General features: G+C 46.7%; 14 protein-coding genes. 6 read left to right on the top strand and 8 right to left on the bottom strand.

What is annotated here, in order from left to right; all coding sequences use genetic code 11:
- Together BN3912_RS04660 and porT are read left to right on the top strand one after the other, a co-directional pair.
- On the top strand, nucleotides 1–2,811 hold the full coding sequence (locus BN3912_RS04660) for a M16 family metallopeptidase (protein WP_023984675.1): 2,811 nt from the start codon (nucleotides 1–3) through the stop codon (nucleotides 2,809–2,811).
- 73 nt (nucleotides 2,812–2,884) lie between these two features.
- Complete coding sequence (gene porT / locus BN3912_RS04665; protein ID WP_023984674.1) at nucleotides 2,885–3,631, top strand: type IX secretion/gliding motility protein PorT/SprT; 747 nt, start codon at nucleotides 2,885–2,887, stop codon at nucleotides 3,629–3,631.
- A 52-nt stretch (nucleotides 3,632–3,683) separates the two neighbouring features.
- Here the strand turns inward: porT and BN3912_RS04670 are convergent, their stop codons facing one another.
- Nucleotides 3,684–4,532 carry a bifunctional metallophosphatase/5'-nucleotidase gene (locus BN3912_RS04670; protein WP_023984673.1) on the bottom strand — a complete coding sequence of 283 codons (849 nt, stop codon included), beginning with the start codon at nucleotides 4,530–4,532 and terminating at the stop codon, nucleotides 3,684–3,686.
- A gap of 29 nt (nucleotides 4,533–4,561) precedes the next feature.
- Complete coding sequence (locus tag BN3912_RS04675; RefSeq protein ID WP_036859801.1) at nucleotides 4,562–5,341, bottom strand: 5'-nucleotidase C-terminal domain-containing protein; 780 nt, start codon at nucleotides 5,339–5,341, stop codon at nucleotides 4,562–4,564.
- A gap of 649 nt (nucleotides 5,342–5,990) precedes the next feature.
- Here BN3912_RS04675 and rplS point away from each other — a divergent pair.
- The gene (rplS, locus tag BN3912_RS04685) at nucleotides 5,991–6,353 is read left to right on the top strand and encodes a 50S ribosomal protein L19 (RefSeq protein ID WP_016665306.1); all 363 of its coding nucleotides are present in this window, start codon (nucleotides 5,991–5,993) and stop codon (nucleotides 6,351–6,353) included.
- A 94-nt stretch (nucleotides 6,354–6,447) separates the two neighbouring features.
- Here rplS and BN3912_RS04690 read toward each other — a convergent pair whose 3' ends face one another.
- On the bottom strand, nucleotides 6,448–6,777 hold the full coding sequence (locus tag BN3912_RS04690; RefSeq protein ID WP_004369599.1) for a hypothetical protein: 330 nt from the start codon (nucleotides 6,775–6,777) through the stop codon (nucleotides 6,448–6,450).
- A gap of 262 nt (nucleotides 6,778–7,039) precedes the next feature.
- Between BN3912_RS04690 and BN3912_RS12420 the strand changes: the two genes are divergently transcribed.
- The 3 genes from BN3912_RS12420 (at nucleotide 7,040) to BN3912_RS04705 (ending at nucleotide 9,310) form a co-directional block, all read left to right on the top strand.
- Nucleotides 7,040–7,726 carry a carboxypeptidase regulatory-like domain-containing protein gene (locus BN3912_RS12420; RefSeq protein ID WP_023984671.1) on the top strand — a complete coding sequence of 229 codons (687 nt, stop codon included), beginning with the start codon at nucleotides 7,040–7,042 and terminating at the stop codon, nucleotides 7,724–7,726.
- A 164-nt stretch (nucleotides 7,727–7,890) separates the two neighbouring features.
- Entirely contained in the window at nucleotides 7,891–9,072 is a 1,182-nt protein-coding gene (locus BN3912_RS04700; protein ID WP_023984670.1) for a phosphoribosylaminoimidazolecarboxamide formyltransferase, read from the top strand.
- Nucleotides 9,073–9,109: 37 nt separating this feature from the next.
- Complete coding sequence (locus tag BN3912_RS04705; protein WP_023984669.1) at nucleotides 9,110–9,310, top strand: hypothetical protein; 201 nt, start codon at nucleotides 9,110–9,112, stop codon at nucleotides 9,308–9,310.
- Between the two features lie 413 nt (nucleotides 9,311–9,723).
- Here the strand turns inward: BN3912_RS04705 and BN3912_RS04710 are convergent, their stop codons facing one another.
- The 5 genes from BN3912_RS04710 to hpt form a co-directional block, all read right to left on the bottom strand.
- Nucleotides 9,724–10,845: a peptidoglycan DD-metalloendopeptidase family protein gene (locus tag BN3912_RS04710; protein ID WP_394332696.1), complete on the bottom strand. Its 1,122-nt coding sequence runs from the start codon at nucleotides 10,843–10,845 to the stop codon at nucleotides 9,724–9,726.
- Between the two features lie 24 nt (nucleotides 10,846–10,869).
- Complete coding sequence (gene pgeF, locus BN3912_RS04715) at nucleotides 10,870–11,637, bottom strand: peptidoglycan editing factor PgeF (RefSeq protein WP_023984667.1); 768 nt, start codon at nucleotides 11,635–11,637, stop codon at nucleotides 10,870–10,872.
- 27 nt (nucleotides 11,638–11,664) lie between these two features.
- Nucleotides 11,665–12,825 (bottom strand): GTPase ObgE, encoded by a 1,161-nt coding sequence (obgE, locus tag BN3912_RS04720; RefSeq protein ID WP_023984666.1) that lies wholly within the window; start codon nucleotides 12,823–12,825, stop codon nucleotides 11,665–11,667.
- 161 nt (nucleotides 12,826–12,986) lie between these two features.
- The gene (locus BN3912_RS04725; RefSeq protein ID WP_004369591.1) at nucleotides 12,987–13,559 is read right to left on the bottom strand and encodes an adenylate kinase; all 573 of its coding nucleotides are present in this window, start codon (nucleotides 13,557–13,559) and stop codon (nucleotides 12,987–12,989) included.
- Nucleotides 13,560–13,583: 24 nt separating this feature from the next.
- Nucleotides 13,584–14,120: a hypoxanthine phosphoribosyltransferase gene (hpt, locus tag BN3912_RS04730; protein ID WP_004369590.1), complete on the bottom strand. Its 537-nt coding sequence runs from the start codon at nucleotides 14,118–14,120 to the stop codon at nucleotides 13,584–13,586.
- Nucleotides 14,121–14,168 lie beyond the last annotated feature (48 nt).

The raw sequence follows: 14,168 nt of genomic DNA on the forward strand, positions 1-14,168 counted from the left end.
ATGAAAATATTTCTTACGGCCGTCGTTTCGCTGCTCTTCGGCCTTACAACGACGGCACAACCCGCCATAAAACCTATACCTGCAGACAGCAGTGTACGCATAGGAACATTGCCGAACGGCCTCACTTTCTACCTTCTACACAACGGTTATCCCGAACATAGGGTAAACTTTTACATCGTGCAGCGTGTGGGTTCCATACAAGAAGACGAAGACCAACGGGGATTGGCACACTTCCTCGAGCACATGTGCTTTAATGGTACGGCTCATTTTCCGAGCAATAGCGTTATTAATTATCTCGAATCGCTGGGCGTGAAGTTCGGAGAAAACCTCAATGCCTATACCTCTATCGACCGCACAGTGTACAATATCAACAACGTGCCGGCAGTCCGAACCTCGTCGCTCGACTCCTGTTTGCTCGTTCTCCGCGACTGGTCGTGTGCACTGACACTCGATCCGAAAGAGATAGACAAGGAACGCGGCGTTATTCATGAGGAATGGCGACTGCGCACGTCGGCCTCTTCGCGACTGCTCGAACGTAATCTCGAGGCACTTTACCCGAGCAGCAAATACGGTCGGCGCATGCCTATCGGCAAGATGGAGATTGTAGATAACTTCAAGCCCGAGGCATTGAAAGCGTATTACGAGAAGTGGTACCGTCCCGATAACCAAGCGATCATCGTTGTCGGAGATATTGATGTAGACCGCACGGAGCAGAAAATAAAAGAACTGTTCGCACCGATCCCTGCAAGAAAGGATGCTCCCAAAGTAACCAACGAAGCCGTTCCGGACAACGAAAAGCCTATCGTTGTGATCGATAAAGACAAGGAACAGCAAACAAGCGTGGTGCAGGTGATGTACAAACACGATCCTGTTACGCGTGCCATGAGGCAGAGCGAAAATTATTACCGCTATCTGCTCATCAAGGATATGACGATGACCATGCTGCGCAACCGGCTCGCCGAACAGGCACAAGAGGCCGACTGTCCTTACACGCAGAGTGCTGTCGGCTACGGTACCTACCTATTTTCCAAAACCAAATACACCTTCCAAATAACCGTTATCCCCAAAGAAGGCAAGACGACAGAGGCCGTAAAAGCGGCCATGAGCGAGATAATGAGAACCGTAAAACACGGCTTCACTCCCACTGAATTTGCCCGTGCCAAGGCCGATAGCCATAACATACTCGACCAACGCTATGCCGCTCGCAACAAAAGAAATAATGCCTTCCTCGGCAATCAGTATGCCGAGCACTTCCTTAACGGCGAGCCTATCCCCTCTCCCGAAGTGCAATACCGCATTCGTACCCGTCTGCTCGACAGCCTGCAAGTACAGGATGCCGACGCTTTCATGCGCAAAATGATCCCCGAGAACGAACGAAATCTGGTTATAATCAGCTTCAATCCCGACAAAGAAGGACTTACCTTGCCCGATTCCGCCGACCTGCTGTCGGCCATACGCCAAGCACGGAACGAGCCCGTAAGCCCTTATATTGACAAAGTGAGGAACGAACCGTTGCTCAAATCACTGCCCCCAAAAGGCAAAATCACGGGTATCAAAGAGAATAAGCGATTAGGATTTAAGCTGCTGAAACTATCGAACGGAACACGGGTAATATTGAAGAAGACCGATTTCAAAGAAGATGAAATCCTGCTGAATGCCTATTCTCGGGGCGGTTCATCGCTGCTCGGCGAGGCCGACTTCATCAATATGAAATTTTTCAACAAGGTGATTGCCTCCAGCGGACTGGGTTCTTTCTCGTTGCAGGAACTCGGTAAAGCACTGACAGGAAAGACGGCTAATGTCAATCTTTCGCTCGATACCGATTATGAACGGGTAACCGGAGTCTCATCGCCCCGCGATCTGGAATGTATGATGCAGCAGGTTTACCTTTATTTCACCCGCATCAAGAAAGATCAGAAAGCCTTCGACAACCTCATATCGAGCTACCGTACAAGACTTAAAAATATCAGTCAGTCGCCCGACATGGCACTGTCCGACTCTCTTACAGCAACCCTGCACAGCCACAATCCGCGCTTTTCAAACTACACACTCGAGGACATCGACCGCGTGAACTACGACCGCATATTGCAGATAGCCAAGGAACGTACCGCAAACGCAGGTAGTTTCACGTTCACCTTTGTGGGCAATTTCGATGAGAAAACACTGCTGCCTCTTATCGAACAATATATAGCCTCGCTGCCGTCGACAAACAAACGAGCATCATGGAAAGACGTAGAAACCTATGCTAAAGGAACAATAATCAACCGCTTCAGGCGGAAGATGGAAACGCCGAAGGCCAAGGCTTACATGATTTGGTATGCCAAAGGCATTAAAAACACACTGGAAAACAGACTGACAGCCGATGCTGCAGGACAAGTTCTGACGGCTCTCTACATCGCCAAAATACGCGAAGAAGCATCGGCAGCCTATTCAGCCGATGCCCATTGCACCGTGTCGAAAGCCGGTAACAATACTTATGTAAAGCTCTACGGCATTTGTCCCATCAAGCCCGAAAAGGCCGACACAGCTCTGAGAATTATGTACGCGGAGGCCATAGGCATGGCAAAGAAAGTCGATGCTACCGAACTGGACAAGGTAAAGAAGTTCATGATAAAACGCGCCGACGAGCAAGCCAAACAAAATTATCATTGGGTGAAAGCCTTGGAAACCTATCAGGAAGAAGGGATAGACCTACTGACCGATTACAAAAAAACGGCAAATGCCCTCACTCCCGATAAGATTTCGACCTTTATGCGCACCCGTCTTTTTGCTTCAGGAAATCATATCGAGGTAGTCATGTTGCCCGAATAAGACCAACGGCACGCACAAAAGTCGAAAGCGTGCCGACACAATAACTTCCGATAAAAGGCGTTTATAAGGTGATATGAGAAGACTTTTTTTCTTTTTAACCGCAATAATTTGTGCGCTGAACACCCATGCGCAGCAAGACAGAAAGGTGCAGAACCGCCCTTATACCGACTTGCGACCGTTCCACTTCGGCGTTTTAGTGGGTACACATCTCCAAGATCTGGAGTTTAACAACATAGGTTCGCACACCATCACCAACGACGACGGCACCAGTTACGAAGCTGTAGTAACGACAGACCAAAGCCGTTGGGATCCCGGGTTCAATGTAGGTGTGCTCGGGGAGTTCCGCCTAAACACTCATTTTCAGCTGCGCATCGCGCCTACAATGTACTTCGGCACGCGACACATCACATTTCGCAACTTAAAAGAAACAACGCCTAACGGCAGTCCGAAGGAACAAAAGCAAGACATGAAGACCGTATATGTGGCCTCGGCCTTCGAACTTATCTTCGCTGCCCCGCGTTCCAACAACTACCGCCCTTACCTTTTGGGAGGCTTAACCCCCATGCTTAACCTCAGTAGCCACGGCAACGATTATCTTGAATTAAAGCGTTACGACCTGTTTGCCGACATAGGTATCGGTTGCGATTTCTATCTGCAATACTTCAAACTGCGCCCCGAACTCAAATTCATGTTCGGACTTACCAACAGTTTCAACAGCAACCATGTAAAAGACATCAGAGACAAAGCGATGCTACCCTATGCCACTTCCATAGACAGAGCGCAATCCAAGATGATCGTGCTCACTTTCTATTTCGAATAATACAGGCTTCGGGCAGCACAAACAACAGTGTTCATGCAGAGCAGACAGCCCGCTATTTACCGCGTGCACGGCCGAAATCGAGCGTAATCTTGCCCACGTAAATAGCATTCTTGCCGTTCTGATCCACAGGAATTTCCCTGCCATCGAGGTTTTTTACGTAGCGCAAAGTCTTAAAGTAGGTATGTGAATGACCGCCGAGCACAAGGTCTATGCCTCGCGAACCCTCTATCATCTTCTGATCGCTCATGCCCCTTTCCAACCATCCGAGGTGCGATATGCAGATTACAAGGTCGCACTTCTCCTTATTCTTCAACAGTTCGCCCATCTCCTTGGCCACCTTTACCGGATCAAGATACTTCGTAGTCTTGTAATTCTTCACGTCTACAAGCCCGTCGAGCTGCGGAGAAAGGCCGAATACGCCAATCTTCAGTCCCTTGCGTTTCAATATAACGTAAGGCTTCACAATATCGGCCAACTCGGTTCCGGTAAAGTCGTAATTGGCACAAACGATAGGATAATTCAGCTTCTTGAATATACGTGCCATGTTATCCAAGCCGAAATCGAACTCATGATTGCCTATTGTACCGGCGTCATAGTGCATCATATTCATCAATCCCACCTCAACATCGCCCTTGAAAAGCGAGAAATACGGCGAACCTTGGCAGAAGTCACCGCTGTCGAACAGCAGCAGTTCCGGATCTTTCTTGCGCTCCTGTTGCAGCATGGCCACACGCCTGACGAAGCCGCCCCTGCCGGCCAGCATCGTATCTGCCAAGTTGCAATTCAGCGGCAATATGCAGCTATGCGTATCGTTCGTATGCAATATCGTCAGTTGTTTGACTTGTGCCGAAGCTGTCAGCACAACCAGCAACATCCATAAAATAAAAATATTTCTTCTCATAACCGTTTCTTCAAATCCTATTTATCCAATCATCGATCATTATCTTGTTCCACTACGATGCGTCCCTCCGTCTTTGCGCTCACCGATTGGCCCTGTGCAGCCTTTTCGCGGAAGTAATCCATAATGATAAAACGCACGTTGTTCTCGCTGTTCTGCGGCGAAACTACATCGGTCTTTGCCTTGAATGCCTCCATTTCGTCGTTGCCCTGCGCCACATAGTCGAGCGTGGCAATGCGGTACTTCGCATTCTTTTCCACCGGTTTACCGTCGATCTGTGCCGAAAGGAGCTTTCCCTCAGGACTTATCTTCAGCCTTACACTGCGGCTTACTCCCTCGCCTCCGCGGCGTGCCATCTGCCTGAACAGCTCCAACACCTTATCTCCGGTGAGCGTAAGAAAGCATATTTTGTTCTCGAAAGGTGCCACATCGAGCACGTCGCCATAAGTTATATTGCCCTTAGGCAGCGCTGCACGGATGCCGCCCATATTATATACGCCGAAATCGGGGTGCTCGTTGAACTTCTTGCCACCCCAAACAATGATATCGGTCAGCAGGTTCGACAGTTCGCTCTCGGGCCTGTGTGCCGCCATATAGGCCGCACTCGTGCCCACAACCGGACTCATCAAGCTGTCTACTTTGTGTTTGTAAGGCGCCAAGAACGCCGTAGCATCGGCATCGGGAGCCGCATCGTAGGTCTTATCTACAAGGATTCGAGACCTCGAAATACCCGTCATAACATAATGTGAGCTACACGATGTGCCCAATACAAGCACCGCCATCATGCCCACTACCATCATTCTTTTATACATAGTCTTCGATTTGTTTATGCAAATATAGTCCAAATAACAGAAACAGACAAATAAACGCAGGAAATAATTCGCAGGAACCGGCAACGATAAAGATAAGACCTGCCTTCTTCGGCTTTGCACAAAGAGGGAAACAGATTATCGGGCAAAAGAAGCCGTTTAAGAGATAAAAGGGTAAAAAAGTACGTAAGTAAAAAAGATAATCGGAATATGAACGGATGAAAAAATAAAAGGGTAAAAAGAATAAAGCGGCAAGATGCGGAGGGCAGACATATAGCCTAAGGCGCTTAGAGGATATATTCAAGTTCGTTACATAGATATTCTAAGGTGCCTATATGTGCCGCCTGCCGACCTTACAGGGTGCTTCTGTCTGTACTCTATCGAAAACTTATAAAGCTAAAGAGTGGCTAACAGCCGTTTTATCCTCGGCATCTGCCACCTTCGCACCACACCCCAAGAAGTCGAAAATCCTCCTCTCGGCACCCGCAACTGCACGCTTTTTTGTTAAAATCATAAAATTGTTCCACCGAAACAAGTAATTATACATTACTTTTTTGTACCTTTGCATCGCTTTTAGCGTAATCGCTGACGGGAAGAAGAGTTGCCCGCTATGTTACGTTGGAACGACGAACAATATTTAATTATCAAACAAATGGATTTAATTAAAGTTGCTGAAGAAGCATTTGCAACTGGCAAACAGTACCCGGATTTCAGGGCTGGCGACACGATAACCGTTGCTTACAAAATCGTCGAAGGTACCAAAGAGCGTATTCAGCTCTACCGCGGTGTGGTGATTAAGATATCAGGTCACGGAAATAAGAAGCGCTTTACCGTTCGCAAGATGTCGGGAACAATAGGCGTAGAGCGTATTTTTCCCATCGAATCTCCTAACATCGACTCCATCGAAGTGAATAAAAGAGGCAAGGTACGTCGCGCTAAATTGTACTATCTTCGTGCTCTTACGGGCAAGAAAGCACGCATTAAAGAGAAGCGTACCAATAGTGTTGCAGAATAACACGCAGCTTCTACATTCTTCAGAAAGAAATAAAAAGAGGTTCATTACTATCGTGATGAACCTCTTTTTGTATTTTATACCGCCGGCAAGGGGCTTATCTTGCGGTTTCGTCTTTGGCTTCCGTTTTCTTCGTAGCATCCTCCTCTTCGTAGTTCAGGCCGGCATCATTCGTACCATGCAGTGCCTGTTGGAAGTCTTTCCAACTCTGGAACCCCACGAAGAGAGCCAACTTATCGAGCGTTTCGGCAGTAGGTTTCTCTTTTATGGTAACAAAATTCCACACCTTTTTCAAAGCTCCAGACTTTATGTTTACATGGTGCAGCGAAAACAGGCGGGCAAGACGTTCGAAATCCGATGCCGCACTGATTTCCTTACCAACTTTCTTTTCCACCTCTAACATAAGAAGTTTCAACTCTTGTTTCATACGCTCGAACGGTTTAATGTGTTACGTTACAAAGATAATATAAAATAAATATATCTGCCAAACGTTTTTCGTATATTCGCAACACCGCTCATCAGAAATAAGGATACGGCAGCACTTCCTTCCACATCCTGCGGGTATTCCGACGCTATCCGAAAGGTATAAATTAACTTTTTTTCACTTTTATAACAACAGTAAAGGGCTCTTTCCGAACGTAAAGCATTACTTTTGTAAACCAAACTACTAATTTATACATCTTTAATTCATGAGAACAATACATTTAGGAGGGCTTATAGTATCATTATTCTTTGGTTTTTCTATCGCTGCAACGGCACAACATACCGTTTCGGGCATAATTATAGACCAAACACAGACGCCTGTCGACGCCGCCGTAATCGCCCTGCTCGATGCTTCTAACGGGCAGACGATCAAGCAAACCATTGCCGATAGTAACGGTAAGTTCTCTATCAATGCCGTAGAAAACGAGGTAAAAATATACGTCAGTTGCATCGGTTACACGCATTACTTGAGCCAACCGATCACCCTGAAAGGCGACACTGTTCTGCCTGTCATCGTATTAAAAGAAGAATTGGCACAAATAGAAAACGTGGTAATCGTGGGCGAAAGGCAGCCTCCCACTATCAAAATGGAACTCAATGCCTCATACCTGTCTCACCGTTTAGGCGCATCCAACGAATATATGAAGCCGTCGGGATACGTCGACTTGTACCTAAATAAATCGTTCCTCGGTAAACGTATTATGGTTAGCATGGCCATAACAGACATTTTCCATACCAACCGATGTGACAATCACAGCAGTTTCAGCGGTTTCGAATTGTGGAACCGGGGCAAAGGGGAGCCAAGACAAATAAGGCTGAACATATCTTATAAATTCGATAAACCGCATGCCAATAGCCATCAGAGCAACTTCAATGAGATAGAAAGCCTATAGTCTGAACCGTTCGGCAAGGCCTGCCAAGCAACATTCACAATACCCCTCTCTCGGAAACATTCTCACTATATGTTTCGGAGAGATAAGGAGAATATACGGTATATATAAGCCATCTGTCGGAAAAAAGATGTATCTTTGCACGCAGAACCCAACATCTTTTCGAAATGAAAGAATTAGCTCTCAAGTATGGGTGTAATCCCAATCAAAAGCCTTCGCGTATTTTTATGGAAGAAGGCGACCTACCTATCGACGTTATCAATGGCAAACCGGGCTATATAAACTTCCTCGACGCCCTGAACAGCTGGCAACTTGTAAAGGAACTGAAAGCTGCCACCGGTCTTCCGGCCGCTGCTTCGTTCAAACACGTGTCGCCTGCAGGAGCGGCAGTAGGCCTGCCTATGAGCGACATATTGCGAAAAATCTACTTTGTAGACGATATCCGGATGGAATTATCGCCGCTTGCATGTGCATACGCAAGGGCACGCGGGGCCGACAGGATGAGTTCCTACGGCGACTTTGTGGCGCTTAGCGATGCCTGCGATGCGGCAACTGCCACGCTTATAAAGCGCGAAGTGAGCGACGGAGTAATAGCTCCGGACTTTACGCCCGAAGCCCTCGAGATACTCAAGGCAAAGCGCAAAGGCACATACAACGTTATTAAAATAGATCCACACTACACTCCTGCTACCATCGAACGTAAGCAAGTGTTCGGCATTACCTTCGAACAAGGGCGCAATGAAATACGGCTCGACGATCCTAAATTGTTCGAAAACATTCCCACAACCAATAAAGTATTTACGCCGGAAGCCAAGCGCGACCTCGTTATTTCGCTCATTACGCTGAAATATACGCAAAGCAATAGCGTGTGTTATGTAAAGGATGGGCAGGCCATAGGTATCGGTGCGGGCCAACAGAGCCGTATTCATTGCACGCGACTTGCCGGAAACAAGGCCGATATATGGTGGCTGCGTCAGCACCCGAAAGTAATGGCGTTGCCGTTCAAAGAGGGCATCCGCAGGGCCGACCGCGACAATACGATAGACATATATATCAGCGACGACCACGATGATGTGCTCGCCGAAGGCGCATGGCAACAGTTCTTCAGCGAGAAACCCGAGGTGTTGACCGCAGACGAAAAGCGTGCATGGATTGCCAAGAACACGCAGGTATCTCTCGGAAGCGATGCCTTTTTCCCCTTCGGAGACAACATTGAGCGAGCACACAAGAGCGGTGTAGAGTACATAGCACAGGCAGGCGGTTCCGTACGCGACGACCATGTAATCGACACATGCAACAAGTATGGAATAGCTATGGCGTTCACCGGAGTGCGTTTGTTCCATCATTAATCCCGTTCACATTCCCCATCATCTTTACATATACGACATGAACGACAGTATAGACGATATTATCTCGGGCGGCGGCATCGTATTCCGAGGAGCCTCGGAAGGCGCCCCGAAAGAAGACAAGGTTAAGACCAAAGCCAAGAAAAAGAAATACATAACGGGAGCACACGGTTCGGGTTCGGCCCGCCAAAAGGCCAAATACCGCGAACAGCGTGCCAACCGACATAAGAAAAAGAGATAAGGTTCCGCAGTGGAACCTTATCTCTTTTATTATCTGTCGGCCGTTCTACCGGCACTCGATACCATATCTTCACCACCAATCTCACCTATATTTAAATTCAAGACAATTGAGCTTATGCCGAAAAACCTATGGTGTAACGGTATAAAACATACTATATAAGATTATTAGAGATATGGTATAATAGAATCAGGTGGACAATATAATAGAACAACACTATATGGTGGTAACGAATATCATTAGAACTCGGCTTGTCTAATTTCCCGCTCTCAAGCACATATCTGGCCGTTATATCTTAGCTAAGTTTAGCTCTTGCAGCCTTTTCTCCTTAACTCTTACAAGCATGGCTCCTTTCCCTCAGAAAGGTTGACAGAAGTTCCATTCCGTATAAAAACATCTCCTTGCCGGCTAAGACCTTATTTATTTTTCTTCGAAGTGATGCCTCCGGCCTTGGTAAGCGTAAGCGTTACTTTCTGCAGAGTGTGGTTTATGTGGTCGAAGAGAATGGCAGGATTGAACCTACGCCCCATGAAATGCGTCTCAAAATGGAGATGTTCCGTTGTTGCACGGCCTGTTCGTCCGGTTAATCCGATAACTTGTCCGGCCTTTACCTTATCGCCTACCTTCACAAAATTCTTCGACTGGTGGCTGTAGAGCGTTTCGAAACCGTATTTATGCTTGATAATGATGCACTTTCCATAACCGAAATACGTGCATGCCCTCGTTACTATACCGTCGAAAGCCGCCCGTATATTATCGTTAGGCTTAGTCTTTATGTCGACTCCGGCATGGTTGCGTCTGCCGCCATACGGACTTATAACATGAGCATCCGGCAATGGATAAGCCCAATCTCTATCGCCTATCTTCTCTAAGTTCCACTTAAAAGTGCTGTTCTTTTCGAAAGGATTTTCGGTATTTTCAGCAGTTTCTTTCTCTTTTGTGCCCATTACGCTCACATCTACCCGCGATCCGTTCTTCTCACACACCAAAGTTTGCTTGCGCAACTTATGGGTACGAATGCCGAAAACAACCTCAGGATTGATACGACCTCCATTAACCATAATGGCAAAGTCGCAGAAAGTCTTACCATCTTTGGTACCTACAACGGCAATAGACTGTCCGGCTTTCACCCGTTCTCCCACTTTCACAAGGTTCTGGGCATTGTTTCCGTATACGGTTTCGAGCCCGTTATCATGCCTTATTACAATAACATTGCCATATTCGGGGTGCTTTCTCGACAAACGAACCGTACCGTTAAACATGGCTTTTACTACATCTTCCGCTTCTGTAACTATCTTTAAATTGCCATTCTTCTGCAAAGTAGCCTTCCCGACCGGCAATGGAAACGAATATTCGTCTTTCGTCAATTCACCGAATTCTATATTGAAAACATTGGAACGTGCAAAGAGTCCGGGCGTTTCAATACTGATTTGCTGCTGTTCGGCAGCAGTGAAACGATTTTTTATCAGGGCAAACGTCGACATCGTAACGATGAATGATATGCCCAAGATCAATAGTCTTAAGTTTATTTTCATCATTTGTTCTTTAATTTGACGGTAATACTATTTGAGCATGATACCGGTAAAAATCCTGCCGGAAGCTGTTCCTAACCGGCGTGCAGAGAAATATTCATCGGCATGGGCATAGGTGCATGTGCCGCTATCATATATTTGTTCGGGGCCTATACCCATTTGTTCTAACTGTATCTTATTGCATAAAGGCAAGTCGATATGCCATTTATCGCGCTTCTCTGCTATCTCTTTCATCTCGAAACCGGCCTCGCAGAAAGCATTGTACACATCTTCGCCAACCTCGAAGTGTTCAAGCGATATGCCCGGACCTATGCATGCCTTTAACAAGGAGGGCTCTGTATGGAAAGCATTCCGCATTTCTACCACTGCTTTTTGTACTATCCGTGCCACCGTTCCGCGCCATCCGGCATGAACAGCACAGGCGGCTTTGTGCTCTGTATCGTACAGAAGAACGGGGATGCAATCGGCTGTAGACACGCCGATACATACATTCGGCACCGATGTAAGTATGCCATCAACGCCGTCGATCAACATTTTGCGGATTTGTTCGGGCAATGTAAAGAACTCGCTGCCTATCTGCCGGAGTTCGATACCATGCGTTTGATGAGGAATAATCAGGCGGTCGACATCGATACCGAGTTCTTCTGAGAGCAACAGGCGGTTTTTGCGTACGGCATCCACATCGTCTCCGCAGTATTCATTGATATTGAATTCGCTGTAATTACCCTCGCTATTCCCGCCTTTCCTTGTCGTAGAAAATGCAACGACTTCGGCATCTATGTTATAGTATTTTATCATCTTATCTACCTGAATGCGACAGACGTTTCATTCGTATTCGAAATCTTCGAGGTCTTCAACATCCTCTATTTCGTCTTCATCGATATATTCAATCCCGTCTTCTCCCTCGTCTTGCAGCTCTTTTGCAAAGTTCGACATATCTTTATCGCGATGTATAAGCGTATCTTCTGCCGTGATTTCCTGCAGTTTGTTACTCTCGCTGTTGAGCTCCGTCCACAAGATATCTTTCAAATCGCCCAATCCTTTCCCCGTTACAGCCGATATGAAAACCACTGGGACATCGGTAGGAAGTGTGCTCTTCAGCATATCTTCCAGCTCTTCATCCAATAAATCGCACTTCGTTATAGCCAGCACACGATGCTTATCGAGCATCTCCGGATTGAATTGAGACAGCTCATTCAGCAACACTTCATAGTCTTTTTTGATATCGTCCGTATCGCCCGGCACCATGAAAAGCAGCAGCGAATTGCGTTCGATGTGGCGAAGAAAACGCAAACCTAAACCTTTTCCTGCACTTGCGCCCTCGATAATTCCCGGGATATCGGCCATTACGAACGACTTATGATCGCGGTATTCCACAATTCCCAATGATGGTTCGAGCGTTGTAAAAGGGTAATTGGCAATCTTAGGCCGCGCACTCGATACCGCTGAAAGCAATGTGGATTTGCCCGCATTGGGGAAACCGACGAGCCCGACATCGGCAAGTAACTTCAATTCCAATATCACTGTCAGTTCTTCCATTGGCTCTCCGGGCTGCGCATACCGTGGGGCTTGGTTCGTCGGACTGCGAAATTGGAAGTTTCCGAGGCCACCCCGTCCGCCTTTGAGCAGTAATACAGTCTGCCCGTCATAGGTAACATCGCAGATATATTTGCCTGTTTCGGCATTATAGACCACGGTTCCGCAAGGCACATCTATATACACATCCTTGCCGTCAGTGCCATGACATTTGTCTCGTCCGCCGTTTCCACCGTGCTCGGCATATACATGTCGCCGGTATTTCAGGTGCAACAAAGTCCAGTAATTGTGGTTTCCGCGCAGATAAACGCTCCCTCCATGGCCGCCATCTCCACCGTCTGGGCCTCCGTTAGGTTGGTATTTCACATGACGGAGATGCATGGAACCGCGCCCGCCCTTACCGGATCGGCAATATATCTTTACGTAATCTACGAAATTGGAGTCTGCCATTCTGTAATTATAGAGATTAAATAAATAAGGATTTCAAGGGAGTTGATACCGCAACATGGGCTTTTCGAAGTTATAAAAGCCGCACTGCATAACCGCTAAAAAAACTGCGGAAAACTGAAATTACAACCGCCTTGAAGTCCTGAATATAGAAAAGATACTGCTTACAAGCTATCTATCACCTTGCAAACATCACCGAATATGCGTTCCAACTCGCCCATTCCGGCAATATGATGATGAATTCCTTCGCCCTTATACCATTCGATAAGCGGCGACGTCTGGTTATGATATACGTTCAAACGCTTCTTGATAGTCTCCTCGTTATCATCGGAACGGCCGCTTTGTTGGCCACGGAGAAGCAGACGTTTCATCAGTTCGTCTTCGGGAACATCAAGCTCTATCATCGCTGCAACGCGATGTCCGCGCTTTGAAAGCATCTTCTTCAACGCTTCGGCCTGCGGAATAGTGCGGGGAAAGCCATCGAATATCACACCTTTATGTTCTTTCCCGAAGCCGTCGTATACGCTTGCAAGGATATCGATCATAAGCTCATCCGGTATCAGTTGGCCCTTGTCGATAAAGTCTTTGGCCGTTTTGCCGAGCTCCGTGCCGTTTTTAATCTCGCTACGCAGTACATCCCCCGTAGATATATGCCCGAAACCGTACTTTTCAATCATCTTATCACTCTGGGTACCTTTACCCGATCCCGGAGCTCCAAATATAACAACGTTCTTCATTTCTTTATCTTTTAAACTTTTATTTCATTCGACAAGTGTGTATATATCCCGCAAATTGCGCCCTTGTTGGTCGTAATCAAGCCCATAACCGAGGATAAAATCATTGGGTATTTCTATGGCTGTGTACGCTATATCTAAGGGAACGCGCAGCTTATCGGGCTTCAGAAGCAACGTACATATATGGATTGACTCCGGATTACGGGTTCCCAGCGTCTCTATCATGCGCTTCATAGTCGCTCCGGTGTCCACTATATCTTCCACAATGATTACGGTTCGGCCCGCTATATCCTCGTTCAATCCGATTACTTCTTTAATTTCACCGGTGGAAGTAGTGCCCTGATACGAAGCTAATTTTACAAAAGAAATTTCACAAGGTATCGTTATATCGCGCATCAAATCGGCAGCAAACATAAATGAACCGTTAAGTACAGCAAGCAACAGAGGATTTTTATCTGCCATATCCCGATTGATTTTTTCGGCAACAGCCTTTACACGTTGTTTGATTTCTGCCTCAGGAATGAACGTTTTAAACGTTTTATCCTTGATTGTAACGATGCTCATATAGTGCTATTTTAGATATATTTGTCGCAAAATTACTAAAAATATAAT

Origin of the sequence: Prevotella phocaeensis, from assembly GCF_900065875.1 — a bacterium.
In the GTDB taxonomy this organism is placed as follows: domain Bacteria; phylum Bacteroidota; class Bacteroidia; order Bacteroidales; family Bacteroidaceae; genus Prevotella; species Prevotella phocaeensis.